The following is an 18,694-nucleotide window of genomic DNA, read 5'->3' as shown; positions in this document are numbered from 1 at the left end:
CGGCCGGCGGGTGGCCCCCTCAGTCCCGCGTGCCTTCCGCGTAGCGCGACGGCGGGGCGCCCACCGTCGCCGTGAAGTCCCGCGTCAGGTGGGCCTGGTCCGCGTAGCCCAGGTCCGCCGCCAGCGCCGCGAGGTCCAGCGCCGTGCCCGCGTCCGCCCGTGCCGCCGCCTCCTGCAGCCGGGCCCGCCGCAGCACCCACTTCGGGCTCGCCCCGACGTACTCCGCGAACAGCCGCTGCAACGTCCGTACGGTCAGCCCGGCCCCCGCCGCGACCTGGTCCACCCGCAGCAGCCCCGGCTCCGCCGTGATCCGCGCCACCACGTCCGCCGCCTCCCGGGCGCCCGGCTCCGGCGCGGCCGGCAGCAGGGGCCGCAGGAAGTCGTCCGCGAGGGCGCACATCGACTCCACCCCGTCCGCCGCCAGCACCGCCCGGCTCACCTCCGCCACCCCGGGCCCGAACAGCTCCGGCGCCGGCACCCGCCGGTCCGCCAGCTCCGCGACAGGTCCCGGCGCCAGCGGCCGGAACCCGCCCGGCCGGAACCGCACCCCGAGCACCTGCCCGGCGCCCGCCAGCCGGCGGACGAACAGATCGCGCTGCACCCCGTACACCAGCGGCTCGGGCTCCTCGAAGACCAGGTGCACGTTCGGGTGCGTGAGCACCTTCGTGTCGTACGTCTCCGCGCCCGGCAGCCGCCAGCGCACGTGCCAGTACCAGTCGACGAACGGCGCCACCGCCGCGGCGGGACTGCGGCGGTCGAGCGAGGCGAGCCGGGCGTGCTCGGCGGGGTGCAGCACACCGTGCGCGTCGTCGAATCCGGAGCCGGGCATACGCGCAGCGTAGCTGTCGCGTTTGTTCAAGACCGGCCGCGGCGCCCGCCGTACGTTCCCCGTATGAGCAGCGAGAACAGCAAGAACGCAGAGGTGTACGCGCTGATGGGGGAGTGCGCCGCCGAGGCGGCCCGCGTCGCCCGCGGCGTACGGCAGGACCAGCTCGCCGGGCCCACGCCCTGCGCGGACTGGGACGTACGCGCCCTCGTCAACCACTGGGTCGCCTTCACCTCCCACGGCCTGGAGCACCGCGCCCACCGCACCGCGCTCCCCGACGAGCTGCCGAAGCGCGACTTCGCCGCGGAGCCCGGCTGGGCGGAGGCGTACGCCGCGCAGCTCGACCGCGCGCTCGCCGCCTGGGCGGCGCGCGCGGCCTGGGAGGGCGACGTGGACCTGGGCTTCCTGGCGATGCCGGCGCCGGAGGTGGCGGCGGTGATCGTCAAGGAGATGGCGGTGCACGGCTGGGATGTGGCGCGCGCGACCGGGCAGGAGTTCCGCGCCTCGGCGGGGGTGGCGGCGCTGGTGCAGCGGGTCGCGGAGGAGCACGGCGAGATGTACCGGCAGTACGACGGCTTCGCCGACCCCGTGCCCGTACCGGAGGACGCCCCGGCCTTCGACCGCGCGCTGGCCGCGACCGGCCGCGACCCGCGGCACGCGTAGCCCGGCTGCTACGCCAGCTCGAAGCCGGTGGTGGACGGGATGTGACCCGGCACCTCCTCGTGGCGGTCGCCGACGTTCACCGTGCCGGCCGGCTCGAACATCATGATCGCCGTGCCGGGTGCGGCGACCGGCCGGTGCTCGACGCCGCGCGGCACGGTGAACACCGCGCCCCGGGGCAGCGTGACCGTACGCTCGCCGCCCGCCTCCCGCAGGCCGATGCGCAGCTCGCCCTCGACGACGAGGAAGAACTCGTCGGTGTGCTCGTGTACGTGCCACACGTGCTCGCCGTCGGCGTGGGCGAGCTTGACGTCGTAGTCGTTGACCCGCGCGACGACGTGCGGACTCCACGGCTCCGCGATGCGCTCCAGGGCGTCGCGGAGGGCGGTGGGCTCGGCGGGGTGGGTGCTCACGGTTGCGCTCCTCGCTTCCTTCGCCGCGGGCTGCGGCGATCTCTCCCGCACCATCCTGCGCGTGACAGGCACCGGCCGGGAGTGCTACGAATCGCATATGCCGCAAGGATCCTCGCACGCGGGTACGGCAGGCAGGCCGCACCGCATCGCCATGCTCGTGGACGCCGGCTCGAACCCCTTCGAGATGGGCATCGCCACTGAGCTGTTCGGGCTGCGCCGCCCCGAGCTGGACGTCGAGTGGTACGACTTCACGCTCTGCGCCCCCGCCCCCGGCGTGCCCATGCACAACGGCTTCTTCACCCTCTCCGGCGTCCCCGGCCTGGCCGCCGCCGACGCCGCGGACACCGTGATCGTCCCCAACCGCCCCGACGACACCCCGCCCACCGCCCCCGTCATCGCCGCCATCCGCCGCGCCGCCGACCGGGGCGCCCGGCTCGTCAGCTTCTGCACCGGCGCGTACGCGCTGGCCGCCGCCGGCGTGCTCGACGGCCGCCCGGCGGCGATCCACTGGCGCTGGGCCGACCGCTTCGCCGCCCGCCACCCGGCGGTACGGGTCCGCCGCGACGTGCTCTTCGTCGACGACGGCGACGTGCTCACCGCCGCCGGCAGCGCCGCCGCCCTGGACCTGGGGCTGCACCTGATCCGGCGCGACCACGGCGCCGAGGTGGCCAACCACGTCAGCCGCCGCCTGGTCTTCGCCGCCCACCGCGACGGCGGCCAGCGGCAGTTCATCGAGCGCCCGGTGCCGGCGGTGCCGGACGCCTCGCTCGCCCCGGTGCTCGCCTGGGCGGCGGAGCGGCTCGATACGCCGCTGACCGTCGCCGACCTGGCCGGGCAGGCGGCCGTCAGCCCCGCCACGCTGCACCGGCGGTTCGTCCGCGAGCTGGGCACGACGCCGCTGGCGTGGCTGACGGGGGAGCGGGTGGCGCTGGCGTGCCGGCTGATCGAGCGCGGGGAGGGGCGGCTTGAGGTGGTGGCGCGGCGGAGCGGGCTGGGCACGGCGGCGAACCTGCGCACGCAGGTGCGGCGGCGTACGGGGCTGAGCCCGTCGGCGTACCGGGACCGGTTCGGCCCGGCGGGCGCCGCGGGCCCGGCGGGGGCCGCGGGGCCCGTACCCGTGTCCGGCGCCGATCCGCTGCCCGGTCCCGGTCCCGTACCCGAAAACGGGTCGGAGCCCGCCGCCCGCTCCTGCTAGCCTCCCCGCATGAAGCGCGCTGTGCGAACGACGACGCCGGACACCGTCCCGGCGCGCTGACCCACGACCCAGCCGAGCCCCGGGGCGAGCCGCCCCGGGGCTTCGGCGTGCACGTCCCCGCGGGCGGCCACCGCCCCGACCGACCCGCGAGGAGCCCCACCGTGAAAGACCACCGCCGCCTCGGCCGCGAACTCGGCCTCTTCGGCACCGACCCCCTCATCGGCGCCGGCCTCCCGTACTGGCTGCCCGCCGGCGCCGCCGTCCGGCAGGCGCTGGAGGAGTACGTCGCCGACGTCGAACGCCGCGCCGGCTGCCAGCGGGTCTACTCACCCGTACTCGGCAAGCGCGAGCTCTACGAGCTCTCCGGTCACTGGGAGCACTACCGCGACGACATGTTCCCGCCGATGAAGCTGGGTGGCCCGGACGGCTCGGACGGCGAGGAGGTCGTGCTCCGCCCCAGCCTCTGCCCCCACCACGCCCTCATCTACCGCTCCCGCGAGCGCAGTTACCGCGAGCTGCCGCTGCGCCTGGCCGAGCTGGGCGGCATGTACCGCGCCGAGCCGTCCGGCGTCCTCGGCGGCCTCACCCGCGTACGCGCCATCCAGCTCAACGACGCGCACGTCTTCTGCACCCTGGAGCAGGTCGCCGACGAGGCGCTGGCCGCGCTGCGGCTGATCCGCGAGGCGTACGCGGCGATGGGTCTGGCCGCCGCCCGCTACCGGCTCTCGCTGCCCGGCTCCGGCGCCAAGTACGTGCGCGACCCCGAGCTGTGGCGGCGGGCGGGGGCGCTGCTGGAGAAGGCGCTCGAGGCGGCGGGCGGGGCGGCGGCGCTGCGGCTGCGCGACGGGCGGCGGCTGGAGCCGGTGCCGGCGGCGGAGGCGGTGGCGCGGATGGCGGCGGCGGTGGCGGCACGGCGCCCGGAGCTGTGGCCGGAGCCCGCCGCGGAGCACGTCCCCGTGCCCGCCGCGGAGCCCGCACCGGCGCGCTCTCCGCAGCCTGACCCGCAGCCCGTCCCCGAGCCCGGCCCGGGGCAGCCCGCCGCCGGCTGATCAGAGCCCGTCGAGGTCGTGCCAGTGCTCCTGCCAGCGCCAGTCGATGGGCTGGTCGGCGCGCTGGTAGCGGATGTCGGTCGACAGCCGGTACGTGTCCGCGGTGTTGTCCAGCGACGCGTGCACCGTGTGCGCCGAGTGGACGACCATGTCGCCGGCCGCGTAGTCCGCGAGGAGCCACCGCGCGTCGTACTCCTCCGCCAGCGCCGGCAGGTCGGCCGTGATCGAGGCGGCCGGGCGCTTCAGCGTCCCCGCCGCCTCCTCCGCGAGGACCCGCACGTGGCTGCCCTCCAGATACACCAGGCCGCCCAGCTCCACGGGGCAGTCGCCGAGCGGGATCCACGAGCTGAGCACCCGGTCCGTACCCTCGCGGAGGTAGACGAGGTCGTAGTGCGCCTGTGTGGCCGTGCCGACGCCGGCCTCGCCGGGCCGGATGTGGCGCAGAATCTTGCGGCGGTGCAGGAAGGTCTCGCCGCCGAGGAACCAGGCGTACCAGTCCCGCACCGCGGGCTGCGTGCAGAACTCCGCGTACTCCGGCCCCGGCACCACCCGGCCGAACAGCGCCGTGCGCTGCTCGCCGCGCGGCTGCTCGGGGTCGACGTGCGCGAAGTAGAAGCGGCGGAACTCCCGTACGGCGCAGGGGTCGAGCGCCCCGCGCAGCCACAGGTACCCATCCCGCCGCAGCCGCTCCCACAGCGCCTCGCGGTCCTCCCGCTCGGCATCGGGCACGGGGCGCAGCTCACCGAGACGGCGGGCGGACTCGTCGAGGACGTATCCGTTGGACGTGACCATGGGCCCAGGATGAACGCGAGACCCGTTCAGTGCCAGAGGCGAGCCCGCACTTCCCCCCGAGCCGGCCGCTCTCTGGCACCCTCCGGCCGGCTCGGCTCACCCGCGGGCGTGCGCCGCGGTCAGGAGCGGTCCTCCACGACCTCCAGGTCGACGAACCTGGGCTCGGTGGTGCACAGTTCCCGGAACCGCTCGGCGGTGCGCTGCGTTTCCGGCAGCTCGCTGTTGATCATTGCCTGCTCGTACGACGGGAATTCGACGATGTCCACGAAATGCCGGCTGTTCCGCCGGTCGCGGGCATGGATTTCCCGCGACATCGTCCGCTTTCCTTCCGTCGCCTGCATCCAGTCGTCCATGACGCGGTTCAGCTCGGCCTCGTCACGGTCCGTCTCGTACTCGATGAGCTGCACGAACGTCATCGTCATCAGCTTCCCTTCGCGTACTCCGACGCCATGGGGCCGGCGAAGTCGTAGAGAACGACCTGTTCGTCCCCGACGACCCAGGCGTCGTGGCCCGGCGGGCAGACGAAGGCGTCGCCGGCCCCCACCTCGGCCTCCTGACCGCTGTCCATGAGGATGTGCATGCGGCCCTGGACGACATATCCGTTGTGGTGCACCATGCAGGTCTCGGTACCCGCCAGGGGTTTCACCGACTCCGACCAGCGCCAGCCCGGCTCAAAAGTGGCGACGGCGAAATCCAGGCCGGTCATGTGGACCGCTTCGAGATGACCGCGCGGGAAATCGCGCCGTTCATCCGGCTTCTCGATCGTCTTCACTTCCATCATCGCGATACCTCCCTTCCGTCGCCATTCCAGTGTGCGCTTCACGGGTCTGGCGCCGCAAACAGAGCGGCAAACAGAAGGGAGGTCGCGGGGCCTATACGCCGGAGTACGAATGCAGGCCGTCGAAGAAGATGTTGACGCCGTAGTAGTTGAAGAGGTAAGTCAGGAACGCGGCGATCCCCAGATACGCGGCCTTGCGGCCCTTCCACCCGGCCGTGGCGCGGGCGTGCAGGTAGCAGGCGTACGCGACCCAGGTGATGAACGACCAGACCTCCTTGGGGTCCCAGCCCCAGTAGCGGCCCCAGGCGGCCTCCGCCCAGATCGCGCCCGCCACGATGGTGAAGGTCCAGAAGGGGAAGACCGCCGCGTTCACCCGGTACGCGAACTTGTCCAGCGACGCCGCCGCGGGCAGCCGGCTCAGCACCGAGCGCGCGAACGAGCCGGGCTGCGGGCCCTTCGCGTCCGCGAGCTTCGCCTCGTAGCGGTCGCGGAAGAGGTAGAGGACCGTCGAGACCGCGCCGAGGTAGAGCAGCGCCCCGCAGATGATGGCGAGCGAGACGTGGATCCACAGCCAGTACGAGTCGAGCGCGGGCACGAGCTGATCGCTGTCGGTGTAGAGCACCGACACGGCCAGGCCCAGGTCGAGCAGGACCGTGGCGACCAGCGGCAGGCCCATCCAGCGGACGTTCTTGCCGGCCGCCAGGAAGCCGAGGTACGCGGCCACCACCACCATGGAGAACGTCGTGGAGAACTCGTACATGTTGGCCCACGGCACCCGCTGCACCGACAGGCCGCGCATCAGCACCCCGGTGGCGTGCAGCACGAAGGCCAGCACCGTGAGGGAGACGGCGACGCGGCCGAACACGTCCCCCTGCTCGTCGCCGCCCGCGGCGCCCGGCCCGTCGGGTACGTCCTGGCCGCCGGCGGGAGCGCGGGTGACGACCTTCGGGCGCTCCAGCACGGTGGTGCCGCCGCCGCGCTGCTTGACCGTGACGGACACGGCGGGCGCGGCCACGCCGGCCGCCTGCTGCGGGGTGAGCGCGGCGGCGGTCGTGGCCACCCGGCTACGGCTGCCGAAGACCCACTCCCCGACATGCGCGAAGAAGGCGAGGGCATAGACAGCCATCGCCGAGTAGACGAGGACGTTGCTGATGTCCGCCAGGTTCTGGTCGGTCGCGGCAGCGAGATTCACGCGCGCGCTCCTTCATCGGGCTTGGCTTCGGCCCCTTCGGGCTCGTCGGGTTGTTCGGGTGCTTCCGGTTCTTCCGGTGCTTCGGTTGCTTCGGCTTTCTCGGACGCTTCGGACTCTACGGACGTCGCACCCGCCGCCGCGGACCCACCCCCGGCCGCGCCGGACTTGTCCCCGGCCGCCCCGGACGGCTCCTCGCCGGAAGCCTCCTCGTCCGCCACCGCCGGCGCCCCGTCCGTCTGCAGCGCCACCGCCAGGTCCGCCAGCTCCTCGGGCAGCCGCGCGCTCTCGCTGCGCCCCAGCCCCGCCAGCTCCACGACCGTACGGCCGTCCGCCGCCGCGGCCGTACGCAGCCACACGCGCCGGCGCCGGATGAACAGCGACCCGGCGAGGCCGACGATCGCGAGGAGGGACCCGCCCAGCGCCCAGTAGTTGCCGGGCTGCTGGGAGACCTGGAAGCTGGCCCACCGGTCCAGCCGCTCGAACTCCAGCGACCCCGCGCCGTTCGGCAGCGTGAAGGTGTCGCCGGGCCGCAGCGCCTTCTTCAGCGGGTCGCCGTTCTCGTCCTTGAACTGCTTCAGCCGCTTGGTGTCGAGCTGGTACACGTTCTGCGGCACGCCGGAGTCCACGCCGAGGTCGCCGCGGTAGGCGTTGAGGAACAGCACCGGCATCTGCGGCCCGGGGAACTGCGAGACCATGCCCTTCTTGCTGAAGCCGCCGAAGGTCGGGGCGAAGACTCCCTGGAAGGCGATCTGCGTCTTCTTGCCGTTCTCGTCCCGGTAGTCGGGGACCTTGATCGCGCCGGTGGAGGTGAGGGGGCTGTCCTGCGGCAGGAACGCGACCGGGCCGCGGAACGCCACGTCTCCCTGGCCGTCGCGGACCGTGACGACGGGCGCGTAGCCGTGGCCGATGAGGAAGATCTTGGTGTCGTCGATCTGCAGCGGGTGGTTGACGTCGATACGGTCCTGGTGCTTCTCGCCGTCCGCGCCCTTCCACCAGGTGAGGTCGGCGTAGAACTCGCGCGCCGTGCCGCGCTGCGGCCCGTCCTTCTCGAACGTCGCCGTGAAGTCGTCCAGCGTGAAGCCGAACGCGTCGAGGTCGCTCCCGAAGGTGGAGTCCTGGAAGTCGTCGTACTGCGTGAGGGTGTTGGCGAAGCCGTCGCCCTCGATGATCAGCTTGCCGCCCTCGACGCGGAAGAGGTTCCCGGCGGCGAAGGCGACCAGGAGGACGAAGAGCGCGATGTGGAAGACCAGGTTGCCGGCCTCGCGCAGATAGCCCTTCTCGGCGGAGACCGCCGCCCCGCCGTCGCCCTCCGGGCTCACGGCGTAGCGGAACCGGCGCCGCCGGAAGACCCGCTCCGCGGTCTCGCGCACCTCGTCCGGGCCGGCGTCGGTCTCCCAGGTGGTGTACGCGGGCAGCCGCGTGAGGTTGCGCGGGGCGCGCGGCGGGCGGGCCCGGAGCTGGCCGACGAACTGCCAGGAGCGCGGGATGATGCAGCCGACGAGCGAGACGAACAGCAGGATGTAGATCGCCGAGAACCACACCGAGCTGTAGACGTCGAAGAGCTGGAGCTTGTCGTAGACCGGCGCGAGCGTCCCGTGCTCCTCGCGGAACTGGTTGACCGCGATCTCGTCGACGTTGTTCTGCGGGATGAGCGAACCGGGGATGGCGCCGAGCGACAGCAGGAAGAGCAGTATCAGCGCCACGCGCATCGACGTGAGCTGCCGCCAGAACCAGCGCGCCCACGCCACCAGCTCGCGCCCGAACGTGCCGCCCTGCGGCAGCGGGCTCTGCGGTGAGTCGTCGACCGGTGCCGTGGACAACTGGGATGCGGCGGCCGTCAGCTCGCGCTCGTCGGTCGTGGTCAAAGCTCAGATCCCCACCGTGAAGTTCGACGTCCAGACCTGCATCTCCATGATGATGCGGTCCCAGACGCCCGTGAGTAGCAGGATGCCGGTCACGACGAGCATGCCGCCGCCGATTCGCATGACCCACACATAGTGCTTCTTGACCCAGGCGAACGCCCCCAGCGCCCGCCGGAAGGCGATGGCGGCGACGATGAACGGCACCCCCAGGCCCAGGCAGTACGCCACCGTCAGGAGCGCGCCGCGGCCGGCGCTCGCCTCGTTCGTCGACAGCGCGAGCACCGAGATCAGCGTCGGCCCGATGCACGGCGTCCAGCCGATGCCGAAGACCATGCCGAGCATCGGCGCCCCGGCCAGCCCCACCGCGGGCCGCTTGTGGATCCGGAACTCCCGCTGCGTGAGCCCGCCGAGCGTGCTGCCCAGCACGCCCATGAACGTCAGCCCGAGCAGTATCGTCAGCGCCCCGACGACCTTGGAGATCGTCTCCCGGTGCGCCAGCAGGTTGTTGCCGACACCGCCGAAGAACGCGCCCGTCGAGACGAAGACCGCGGTGAAGCCGAGGACGAAGAGCCCGGCGCCGGCGGCCATCCGGCCGCGGCGGGCCTGCTCCAGGTCGGTGCCGCTGACCCCGGTGACGTAGCTGAGATAGCCGGGGACGAGCGGCAGCACGCAGGGGGAGAAGAAGGACACCAGGCCGCCGAGCACCGCGACCGGCAGGGCCAGCAGCAGGGCCCCGGTCAGCACGGTCTGGTTCGGCTCCACCATGGTCTTACGTCACTTCTCCTCGATGACCGGCTCGAGCGCCTTGCGCAGCTCCTTCTCGGAGAGCGGCTTGAGGGCCCGTACGGCGATCTTCCCTTCCCGGTCGATGATGAGCGTGGAGGGGATGGCCTGCGGCGCGAGGGTGTTCTTGGGGAACTTCAGGATCAGCTTCCCGGCCGGGTCGTACAGGCTCGGATACTCGATGCCGAAGTTGCGGTCGAACGCCTGGGCGGGGGCCACGTCGGGGTCGCGGGTGTTGATGCCGACGAACTGCACGCCGCGGTCGGCGGTGTCCTCGGAGACCTTGCGCAGGTTCGGCGCCTCGGCGCGGCAGGGGGCGCACCAGGAGCCCCACACGTTGAGGACGACGACCTTGCCGCGGTAGTCGGCGAGCGCGAGTTCTTCGCCGTCGGTGGTCTCGCCGGAGATGTCCGGTGCGGCGAGGCGCTCGCTCGCCTTGACCACGGTGAGCTGACCGGTGCCGCTGACGAACTGGGTGTTGCCGCCGGACGACGTCGCGTCGTCGCCGCACGCGGTCAGCGCCAGTGCGCCGGCGACGGCCGTGGCGGCGGCCACGAGGGTCCGGCGGCGGGGCCTCCTCGCAGAAATCATGTGAAAAGTTTCGCATGGGCTGCAGGGGGATCTTCTCCACCCCCCTTTAGCGCCGCGCGGCGGGGCAGAGGGGCTGCTCAGGGGTCCGCGTACGGGCCCGGAGCGCGCGGCGGCGAGCGGGGGCAGGGAACGGGGAAATGCCCGTGACCGCGCCCACCACCCGGCCACCACCCACCGGCCGCCGGCGAACCGCCGGCTACCCCCGCGGGGCGTTGGCGGCGGCCCCGCGGATGGCGCCGCGGCCGAACCTGCGCTGCGCCCCCGCGAGGAGGTGCGGCGGCACGAGATCCCGGGCGGGCTCGCTGTAGCCGACGGAGACGATGTCGTCGCCGTCGAACGTGAACGTCGTCAGCGACGCCAGCGTGCACTGCCGCGACCGCGGGTCGTGCCACAGCCGCCGCCCCTCGGCGAAGCTGCGCAGCACCCAGATCGGCAACTGGTGGCTGACGCAGACCGCCTCGTGGCCGCGGGCGGCCTCGCGTGCGGACTGCAGCGCACCCATCATCCGTACGACCTGCTCGATATACGGCTCGCCCCAGGAGGGGCGGAAGGGGTTGGTGAAGAACTTCCAGTTCGCCGGCTTGCGCAGCGCGCCGTCGCCGACGCCGAACGCCTTGCCCTCGAAGGCGTTGGCCGCCTCGATGAGCCGGTCGTCGGTGGCGACCTGGAGGCCGTGCGCCTTCGCGACGGGCGCGGCGGTCTCCTGCGCGCGCTCCAGCGGGGAGGCGACGACGTGCCGGATGTCGCGCGTGGCGAGGTGCTCGGCCACGCGCTCGGCCATCCGCCGGCCCAGGTCGGAGAGGTGGTAGCCGGGGTTGCGGCCGTAGAGGACGCCGTCGGGGTTGTGGACCTCACCGTGGCGCACCACGTGCACGACGGTGAGAACGCCTTCATCTTTACCGCGCATGTCAGCCATTGTGGAACGTCCTATTCGCCACCCTGTGACCCGCCCCCGTCCCCGGCCCGGGCGCCGGCCTGGGCCGCGGCGCGGGCCGCGACCGGCAGGGCGCGGGCGATCCGCTCCATCGCGTCCCCGTCCAGGGCCGTGGAGACGAACCAGCACTCGAAGGCGGACGGCGGCAGGTACACGCCCTCGGCGAGCATCGCGTGGAAGAACGCGGTGAACTGCTCCGTACGCTGCGCCTTCGCGCCCTCGTAGTCGACGACAGGGGAGCCGGAGTCGGTGAAGAAGACGGAGAACATGCTGCTCGCCGTCTGCACCCGGTGCGCCACGCCCTCCTTGGCCAGCGCCTCGGTGACCAGCTCCCGGAGCTGCCGCGAGACCGCGTCCAGCGTCTCGTACGCCGCGTCGTCCAGGAGCCGCAACTGCGCGAGCCCGGCGGCCGTGGCGACGGGGTTCCCGGAGAGCGTGCCCGCCTGGTACACGGGCCCGGCGGGCGCGAGGCGCCCCATGACGTCCGCCCGGCCGCCGAACGCGGCGGCGGGGAAGCCGCCGCCCATGACCTTGCCGAAGGTCATCAGGTCCGGGGTCACGCCGTCGACGCCGTACCAGCCGGCCCTGGAGGTACGGAAGCCGGTCATCACCTCGTCGGACACGTACAGCGCGCCGTACTCGGCGCACAGGTCCTTCAGCCCCTGGTTGAACCCGGGCAGCGGCGGCACCGTGCCCATGTTCCCCGGGGACGCCTCGGTGATCACGCAGGCGACGTCGCCGGGGTGTTCTTCGAACGCCGCGCGGACGGCTGCCAAATCGTTATACGGCAGTACGAGCGTCTCGCCGGCCTGCGCGCCGGTGACCCCCGGGGTGTCCGGCAGCCCGAGGGTGGCGACCCCGGAGCCGGCGGCGGCGAGGAGCGCGTCGACGTGCCCGTGGTAGCAGCCGGCGAACTTCACGACCTTCGCCCGCCCGGTGAACCCGCGCGCCAGCCGGATCGCCGACATCGTCGCCTCGGTGCCGGAGGAGACGAGTCGTACCTGCTCAGCGGGGGTGACCCGGGACACGATCTCCTCGGCGAGCGCCACCTCGCCGAGGCCCGGCGTGCCGAACGACGTACCGCGCGCGACGGCTTCCTGCACCGCGGCGGTCACCTCCGGGTGCGCGTGGCCGAGGATCATCGGCCCCCATGAGCACACCAGGTCGACGTACTCCCGGCCGTCTGCGTCGGTCAGGTACGGACCCTTCCCCGACACCATGAACCGGGGCGTACCGCCCACGGCCTGGAACGCGCGCACCGGAGAGTTCACGCCGCCGGGTGTCACGGCGCCCGCACGGTCGTAGAGCTTCTGCGAGACTGGAGCCTGGTACGGATAAGTCACGCAAGCCATGGTCTCAGAGTCGCGAGGCGACCGGCGTCGGGGTGTTTCGCGGGCCCGCTGCTGGGGATGTAGCTGAGACGATGATCGGGTTGCGCGGCGGGGGCAGTGCACATCTGAGAGCAGTCGGGTGGAGATATGCATCGCGGTGGCGAACTGGGCGAGGGGACGGATGACCGAGGGCCCCGGCGCGCCAGGTCAGGGCGCCATCGCCGGGTGAACCACGGCGGCGAGGGCGTGAGCAAGAACGACGGCCGCTCAGGCGGTGTGACGTACAAGTACTTCGGCGCGCCCGACGGCGCCACCGCGGCCCGCGTGCCCATCTCCATGCGCCCGGAGGAACTCGGCGGCGACGAACTCGGACAGGGCGGCCTCTTCGCGAAGGTGAAGCCCGAGACGATGTCGGCGATGGTCCTCACCGGCATCGAGGGCATACCGCTCCACAAGGTCCCGCCCCTGGAACTCGTCGTCCTCCACCCCGACTACGCGGTGGTCCGCCTCCCCATGACGGTCGTCGACCCCCTGCGCGGCATCGGCGAGGAAGAGGTCGGCGCCGCCGCCTTCATCTGGTCCACGGTCCCCGACCGCGGCGGCCCCCGCGACGCCTTCGACGTCTACCGGATGCTCCACGAATGGCAGGAGTTCGCCGACCGCCTCCACGAGGCCGGCCACCAGCCGTACTGCCTGGTGTGGCCCTGACCTGCGGCCTTACGGACTGAAGGGATCGGGCGGACCTGCGTCGCGTCGGGCGCGGGTCGGCTCGGGGCGGCTGGCTCGCCTTGCCCCTGCTACGTCGGCCAGCCGGCCTCCGGCGCGCTGACCCGCGAACTGCTCCGCTGGCGCCCGGCCGGCCCCGGCCTCCTGGAGGACCTGGGCAAGGGACACTACTTCAACCCCGGTCGCAGTCAGTAGCTGTTCACGAGTCGAGTCGGATGGGCGCCGGGGAAGGGTGCCCCCAGAGGGCTGAGCCGGTGGGCAGGACGGCGGCACCGGTCCGTGCGGTACGGCGCGTCGGGCAGTGCGTCATGGCCGGTTCTCGGCCGCAGCCCGGCGGCTTGAGTGACGTACCGGTCGCAGGCTCTCGGTCTGCCTCGTCTCACAGCACCCGGCGGAATCCGGGCAGCCGTCGTATGCGGTCGGCCAGCGGGAAGGTGGTCAGCAGGGCGAGTGCGGTGACCAGGCCGAAGGACGCGGAAGCCGGCAAGCCGCTGCCGCTGAGGGCGAGTTGCAGGGCGACGACGACGGGTACGTGGATGATGTAGACGGTGTACGAGGCGGAGGACGCCGCCCGGGTCAGGCGGTTGCCGGCGGTGAGCCGTTCCCGGAAGAGCACGAGCAGGCCGGTGATCAGGGCCGTGCACAGCGCGCTCTCGTACGCGCACCACAGCAGCGAGGGGCCGTTCGCGCCGCCGGGGCCGAAGAAGCCGGCGCCGGAGCCGACGGCGAACAGCGCCGCGGTCAGCGCGGCTCCGATGCCCAGCCAGATCCAGCCCGTCCTGGCCGGGAGCCGGTTCAGCCAGTCCCGGCGGTAAGCGAGGATCCCCAGGGCGAAGAACGCGGCGTACTGCGCCACCCGGGCCGGCTCGACCTGGATGAAGTCCAGGAAGGGGATCCACTCGTCGAGCGGGTAGCGCAGCCGGACGGCGAATGTAGCGGCGGCCAGGGCGACGGTGAGCTGGATCAGTGAGCGGTGGCCGGGCACCCGGGCCCCGGGCGGCGGTGCGGTACGGGGACGGTGCCGGTGCAGCAGCCGGGCGGCCTGGCGGCACAGCACGTACAGCACGCAGCAGACGAGCAGGTTCTGGATGAACCACAGGTGCCCGAACTGCAGGTCCGGCCAGGACGGGCCGCTCCAGTCGGCGGGTTCCTCGCCGAGGCCCAGGTAGACGTCGGTGAAGTAGCGGGGGAAGGAGATCGCGGGGTAGTCGCGGTAGCGGACGTAGTACGCGTACATCAGGCCCGGGACCAGCGTCAGCGCGCCGACGACGAGGGGGATGCCCAGCCGGGTGAGCCGGCCCGTGAGGAACGGCCGGCCGCCGTGGCGGTCGTAGGCGGCGGGCACGAAGAAGGCGGAGACGAAGAAGAACAGGCTCATGAAGAACGCGCCGTCGAACGCGGACAGCGTGCCCAGCACGCTGGTGCGCGGCTGGTCCTCCACGTACCACCAGTCTGCGGGGCCGTACGCCTGGGCGGCGTGGTGGGCGACGACCAGGGCAATCAGGGCGATGCGGAGGTTGTCCAGCCAGTCCAGGCGCCGGGCGGGCGCGGGAGTCGAAGTGTTCATGTGTTGAGGATGCTCAACACATGTACACCCTCGCGATGGTGCTAGCCCCCCTCTTGCCCCTTGAGGGCCCGCTCCGGGTCGGCGAGCAGGCCCCGGGCGAGCAGCCGTTGGTTGGCGGCACTGCGCGCCGCCAGCACGTCGGGGGCGAACATCGGACGGTCGAGGTTGGGCTGCATCACGGGCTCCAGCAGCAGCGGCCCCAGGATCAGGCACAGCATCTGGAACGGCGCCCACTCCTCGTCCACGCCGTCCGCGAGCCCGCCGGCCCGGCGGCTCAGCCGCTCCAGCTCCGCGCCCGCCCCCCGCAGCAGCCGGCCGAACAGCCCGGCGCTCGCGTCGCCGTCCTCGGTCAGCGCGTGCCGCAGATAGCCCCGCAGCACCGCATCCGCGCCGAACAGCCGCGCCGACACCTCGCCGAGCGAGACCATCAGCGCCGCCGGCCCCGGCTCCCCCGGCGCCGGCTCCAACTCGTCCAGCGCCGTACGGATCCGCTCCAGCACCTCCGCGTCCACCGCCGCCCGCAGCCCGTCCCTGGAGCCGAAGTGCCGCGTCACCAGGGCGGGCGACAGCCCGGCCCGTGCCGCCACCGCCCGCGTGGACGTCGCCTCGAACCCGCGCTCGGCGAACAGCTCCAGCGCCGCCCGCCGCAGCCGCGCCCGCCCGGTCAGATCCCCCTGCGCCACACCGTCCATGCCTCCGCACACTACGGGGACCGCAGAAGCGCGAGGGCCGCGAACCCCCGCTCAGATGTCAGCGCACCACGGCCGTGTCACGGCCGCGTCAGGGTGACGGCTTGCGGGCCACGGCGCCGAACTGGGGCACGACCGCGGGCTCGCCGACGGCGCTGGGCTCGGGGCGCCACCGCGAGCACGAGACGATCCCCGGTTCCAGCAGCTCCAGGCCGTCGAAGAACCGCGTGACCTCTTCCCGGCTGCGGGCGGTGATCGGCGGGGTGGCGTTCTCGTTCCAGAACTTCATCGCCGCCACGTTGCCCTCGCCGCCCAGCTCCACCGTGGGATGGGTGAGCGCCAGGTAACTGCCGGGCGGCACCGCCTCCATCAGCTTCCGTACGACCCGTTGCGCGTCGTCGTTGTCGAGGATGAAGTTGAGGATCCCCAGCATCATGACCGCCACCGGCCGGCCGAAGTCCAGGGTGCGCGCGGCCTGGCGCAGGATCGTCTCCGGCTCGTGGGCGTCGGCGTCGATGTAGTCGGTGGCCCCCTCCGGGGTGCTGGTGAGCAGGGCGCGGGCGTGGGTGAGGACGAGCGGGTCATTGTCGACGTAGACGATCCGGGACTCCGGCGCCGTCTGCTGGGCGACCTCGTGGGTGTTGTTCGCGGTCGGCAGGCCCGTGCCGATGTCCAGGAACTGGCGTATCCCCGCCTCCTCCGCGAGGAACCGCACCGCGCGCCCGAGGAACACCCGGTCGGCGCGGGCCACGTCGCGGATGATCGGGAACATGCCCGTCACGCGGTCGCCCACCAGACGGTCCGCCGCGTAGTGATCCTTGCCGTTCAGCCAGTGGTTCCAGACCCGGGCGTTGTGCGCCACGCTGGCGTCCACCGGACTGCGCGACTCCTGGCCTTCCCTCATGGTCCGCCCTCCCTCGGCCGATCCTGCCGACGCCATTCTGCTCCGCCCGTACGCGCCCTCTCTCCCCCCTCCGCCCCTGACGGCCACTGCCGCGCGGCGGCTGTCCGTACGACGGCGGGCTGCACCACCGCCAGGACCACGCAGAGGCCGGCCATGACGGACCACATGCCGGTGACGCCGGCGCGGTCGAGGAGTTGGGTGCCGAGCAGGGGGGCGGCCACTGCGGCGATGCCCCAACTGGTGCCGTAGACGGCGAGGTAGCGCCCCGTGCCGCCGGGGGGTGCCAGGGCCGCGACGACCGCGAGGGCCCTGCCGACCAGCAGCAGGTCTCCCAGGCTCCACACGACGGTCGCGGCGATGTGGGCGCCGGTGCTGCCGGCCGCGGCGTAGCCGGCGAGACCGGCGGCCAGGAGCGCGCCGCCGGCCGCGAAGGCGGCGGGCGCGGACCAGCCGGCCACCGGCCCGCGGCGCAGCAGCGGCTGGCCGGCGACGATGGCCAGCGCCGAGACGGCGAGCAGCAGGCCGGCGTCGGCGGGCTCCAGGCCGCGGTGGGCCAGGGCGAGGGGGAGCGTGACGGTGATCTGCAGGTAGACCAGGGCGAAGAGCGTGCCGGTGCAGAGCATCGCGAGGAGGGTGCGGTCGCGCCACGGGGTGACGGCGCCGCCGCCCCCGGCGGGACCGCCCTGCTGCTGCCCGTCGTCGGCGGGCAGCGCGAGGCGCACGACGAGGGCGCACAGCAGGCAGGTGGCGGCGTCGGCGACGAACAGCCAGCGCAGGTCCCACCGGCCGAGCCCGGCCGCCAGGACTCCGGCGGCCAGCCCGGCCACCGCGAGCGCGGCGTTGAGCAGGCTGTACGCGCGTACCCGTGCGGCGTCCGCCACGGCGTCGGCGATCACCGCCTGGCTCGGCGGCTCGTACAGCTCGAAGACCAGCCCGAGCAGTATCGCGAACCCCACCGCGGCGGCCAGGCTCGGTGCGGCGGCGATCCCCGCCTGAGCCACGGCGCAGCCCGTCAGTCCGGCGACCATCGTCCGCGACGCCCCCGGTGCCCACCACGGCCGCCCCGCCGGCCAGTCCAGATCGCCGGCACCCCGCAGCTCAAGGACACGCGGGTGCTGATCCTCACCACGTACGAAACCGACGCGTACGTCTTCGAAGCGCTGCAGGCGGGGGCCAGCGGCTTCCTGCTCAAAGACGCCGGACCGCGGAACTCCTGCACGCCATCCGGGTCGTCGCGGCGGGAGACGCGCTGCTGGCACCGCGGATCACCCGGCGCCTGATCGCCCAGTTCGCGGCGCAGCGGTCGGCGACCCGGGCGGGCGAGGAGCGGCTTGCGGTGCTGACGCGGTGGGGTGCGTCTCGTTGAGCAAAAGTCGGGTCGCGCGGGTGGTTTGTCCGTGTTTGGATTGCGGGCTACCCAGAGTTTGTCCCTGTGGCGTGCACTTGAGGGCTGCCGCCCGGGCGGCGGGCCGCCCATCCCGCCGGGTCTGCCCCGCATCCGCTCCCCCCTGCCCCCACTCCGCTCGGGTCCCCTCCCCTGGCCACGGTGGTACGACGGTTCCACGCGGACAACGGGACAACCCGGAGAAGGAGTTGGGCGTCATGGCCGAGAACATCGACGACGTCGTGGACGGGCTCGCCCGCATCGTGCGAGAGGCCCGGCGGGACAGCGACCGGGCCGGGTACTTCGCGGCCCTCTACCGGCAGGTGACCGTCGAGGTCCGTACCGCCATCCACAACGGGCAGTTCGACGACGGGCCCCGCATGGACCGCTTCGACACCCACTTCGGCAACCGCTACTTCGAGGCCCACGACGCCTGGCGCCGCGACCGGAGCGGCCCGCGCTGCTGGCGCGAGACCTTCGGGCTCCTCGACGACGACCGCACCGTCATCGTCCAGCACCTCATCCTCGGGGTGAACGCGCACATCAACCTCGACCTCGCCGTCGCCGCCGCCCGGACCTCCCCCGGCGAGGACATCCAGTCCCTCCGGCGGGACTTCCTGCTGATCAACGACATCCTCGCCCGGGTGGTCCTGGCCGTGCAGGACTCGGTCGGCGCCCTGTCGCCGCTGCTGTCGCTGCTGGACGCGATCGGCGCCCGTACGGACGAGCAGATCCTGGACTTCTCCGTCCGCCAGTCCCGGGAGGAGGCGTGGCACAACGCCGTCCTGCTCGCCGGCCAGAACGAGGAGCAGCGCGCCGCCACCATCGAGCGCCTCGACGTCCGCGCCGCCGTGCTCGCCCGGCTGACCGCCCGCCCGGGCGGCCTCGTCCAGCCGGCGCTGCAACTGATCCGGAGCACCGAGAGCGACGACGTGCCGGCGGTCATCGCCCATCTGGACAAGGCGATGGAACAGCCCGCCGCGCGGCGGCAGATGGCCTGACCTGCGGCGCGCCGGCG

Annotated in this window: 19 protein-coding genes and 2 pseudogenes; 6 read left to right on the top strand and 15 right to left on the bottom strand. The window is 73.1% G+C overall.

Annotation, left to right across the window (positions count from 1 at the left end):
• Nucleotides 1-19: 19 nt before the first annotated feature.
• Nucleotides 20-829, bottom strand: coding sequence for an AraC family transcriptional regulator (locus B124_RS24195; protein WP_496505043.1), 810 nt, complete (start codon nt 827-829; stop codon nt 20-22).
• A 63-nt stretch (nt 830-892) separates the two neighbouring features.
• On the opposite strand from B124_RS24195, the gene B124_RS24190 reads away from it, so the two are divergent.
• Entirely contained in the window at nt 893-1,489 is a 597-nt protein-coding gene (locus B124_RS24190) for a TIGR03086 family metal-binding protein (protein ID WP_496505042.1), read from the top strand.
• A gap of 8 nt (nt 1,490-1,497) precedes the next feature.
• Here the strand turns inward: B124_RS24190 and B124_RS24185 are convergent, their stop codons facing one another.
• Nucleotides 1,498-1,899 carry a cupin domain-containing protein gene (locus B124_RS24185; protein ID WP_496505041.1) on the bottom strand — a complete coding sequence of 134 codons (402 nt, stop codon included), beginning with the start codon at nt 1,897-1,899 and terminating at the stop codon, nt 1,498-1,500.
• A gap of 97 nt (nt 1,900-1,996) precedes the next feature.
• Here B124_RS24185 and B124_RS24180 point away from each other — a divergent pair, with 97 nt between their 5' ends.
• Together B124_RS24180 and B124_RS24175 are read left to right on the top strand one after the other, a co-directional pair.
• Nucleotides 1,997-3,094 carry a GlxA family transcriptional regulator gene (locus tag B124_RS24180; protein ID WP_496505040.1) on the top strand — a complete coding sequence of 366 codons (1,098 nt, stop codon included), beginning with the start codon at nt 1,997-1,999 and terminating at the stop codon, nt 3,092-3,094.
• 161 nt (nt 3,095-3,255) lie between these two features.
• Nucleotides 3,256-3,912, top strand: a pseudogene (locus tag B124_RS24175) (aminoacyl--tRNA ligase-related protein); the annotation flags it as partial.
• 231 nt (nt 3,913-4,143) lie between these two features.
• Here B124_RS24175 and B124_RS24170 read toward each other — a convergent pair.
• The 9 genes from B124_RS24170 to hemL form a co-directional block, all read right to left on the bottom strand.
• Nucleotides 4,144-4,935 (bottom strand): phytanoyl-CoA dioxygenase family protein, encoded by a 792-nt coding sequence (locus B124_RS24170; protein ID WP_496505039.1) that lies wholly within the window; start codon nt 4,933-4,935, stop codon nt 4,144-4,146.
• Nucleotides 4,936-5,054: 119 nt separating this feature from the next.
• On the bottom strand, nt 5,055-5,357 hold the full coding sequence (locus B124_RS24165) for a hypothetical protein (protein ID WP_496505038.1): 303 nt from the start codon (nt 5,355-5,357) through the stop codon (nt 5,055-5,057).
• A complete protein-coding gene (locus tag B124_RS24160; protein WP_496505037.1) occupies nt 5,357-5,716 on the bottom strand; it encodes a cupin domain-containing protein in 360 nt (119 codons plus the stop codon). Before B124_RS24160 ends, B124_RS24165 begins: the two co-directional genes overlap by 1 nt.
• A 91-nt stretch (nt 5,717-5,807) precedes the next feature.
• Complete coding sequence (gene ccsB / locus B124_RS24155) at nt 5,808-6,905, bottom strand: c-type cytochrome biogenesis protein CcsB (protein WP_496505036.1); 1,098 nt, start codon at nt 6,903-6,905, stop codon at nt 5,808-5,810.
• Nucleotides 6,902-8,770 (bottom strand): cytochrome c biogenesis protein ResB, encoded by a 1,869-nt coding sequence (gene resB / locus B124_RS24150; protein ID WP_496505035.1) that lies wholly within the window; start codon nt 8,768-8,770, stop codon nt 6,902-6,904. The genes ccsB and resB overlap by 4 nt, the downstream gene beginning before the upstream one ends.
• A gap of 3 nt (nt 8,771-8,773) precedes the next feature.
• Nucleotides 8,774-9,532, bottom strand: a complete 759-nt coding sequence (locus B124_RS24145; protein ID WP_496505034.1) for a cytochrome c biogenesis CcdA family protein — start codon at nt 9,530-9,532, stop codon at nt 8,774-8,776.
• A 9-nt stretch (nt 9,533-9,541) separates the two neighbouring features.
• Nucleotides 9,542-10,141, bottom strand: a complete 600-nt coding sequence (locus B124_RS24140) for a TlpA family protein disulfide reductase (protein ID WP_496505033.1) — start codon at nt 10,139-10,141, stop codon at nt 9,542-9,544.
• 196 nt (nt 10,142-10,337) lie between these two features.
• Complete coding sequence (locus B124_RS24135; RefSeq protein ID WP_496505032.1) at nt 10,338-11,048, bottom strand: histidine phosphatase family protein; 711 nt, start codon at nt 11,046-11,048, stop codon at nt 10,338-10,340.
• A gap of 20 nt (nt 11,049-11,068) precedes the next feature.
• Nucleotides 11,069-12,427, bottom strand: coding sequence for a glutamate-1-semialdehyde 2,1-aminomutase (gene hemL / locus B124_RS24130; protein ID WP_496505031.1), 1,359 nt, complete (start codon nt 12,425-12,427; stop codon nt 11,069-11,071).
• A 126-nt stretch (nt 12,428-12,553) separates the two neighbouring features.
• Between hemL and B124_RS24125 the strand changes: the two genes are divergently transcribed.
• Nucleotides 12,554-13,114, top strand: a complete 561-nt coding sequence (locus B124_RS24125; RefSeq protein WP_496505030.1) for a hypothetical protein — start codon at nt 12,554-12,556, stop codon at nt 13,112-13,114.
• A gap of 397 nt (nt 13,115-13,511) precedes the next feature.
• Here B124_RS24125 and B124_RS24120 read toward each other — a convergent pair whose 3' ends face one another.
• The 4 genes from B124_RS24120 to B124_RS24105 all read right to left on the bottom strand — a co-directional run bounded on the left by B124_RS24120 (nt 13,512) and on the right by B124_RS24105 (nt 17,371).
• On the bottom strand, nt 13,512-14,699 hold the full coding sequence (locus B124_RS24120; protein ID WP_496505029.1) for an acyltransferase family protein: 1,188 nt from the start codon (nt 14,697-14,699) through the stop codon (nt 13,512-13,514).
• A 41-nt stretch (nt 14,700-14,740) separates the two neighbouring features.
• On the bottom strand, nt 14,741-15,391 hold the full coding sequence (locus tag B124_RS24115) for a TetR/AcrR family transcriptional regulator (RefSeq protein ID WP_496505028.1): 651 nt from the start codon (nt 15,389-15,391) through the stop codon (nt 14,741-14,743).
• An 88-nt stretch (nt 15,392-15,479) separates the two neighbouring features.
• Complete coding sequence (locus B124_RS24110; RefSeq protein WP_496505027.1) at nt 15,480-16,292, bottom strand: SAM-dependent methyltransferase; 813 nt, start codon at nt 16,290-16,292, stop codon at nt 15,480-15,482.
• Nucleotides 16,289-17,371, bottom strand: coding sequence for an MFS transporter (locus tag B124_RS24105; RefSeq protein WP_496505076.1), 1,083 nt, complete (start codon nt 17,369-17,371; stop codon nt 16,289-16,291). Before B124_RS24105 ends, B124_RS24110 begins: the two co-directional genes overlap by 4 nt.
• A gap of 30 nt (nt 17,372-17,401) precedes the next feature.
• Between B124_RS24105 and B124_RS24100 the strand changes: the two are divergent.
• Nucleotides 17,402-17,616 (top strand): annotated as a pseudogene (locus B124_RS24100) (response regulator); the annotation flags it as partial.
• A 278-nt stretch (nt 17,617-17,894) separates the two neighbouring features.
• On the top strand, nt 17,895-18,677 hold the full coding sequence (locus tag B124_RS24095) for a DUF5995 family protein (RefSeq protein ID WP_496505026.1): 783 nt from the start codon (nt 17,895-17,897) through the stop codon (nt 18,675-18,677).
• Nucleotides 18,678-18,694: the final 17 nt, after the last annotated feature.

This window comes from Streptomyces sp. CNP082 (assembly GCF_059570535.1).
The sequence above is the reverse complement of the archived record's forward strand: the minus strand, read 5'-3'. Positions and strand labels throughout refer to the sequence as shown.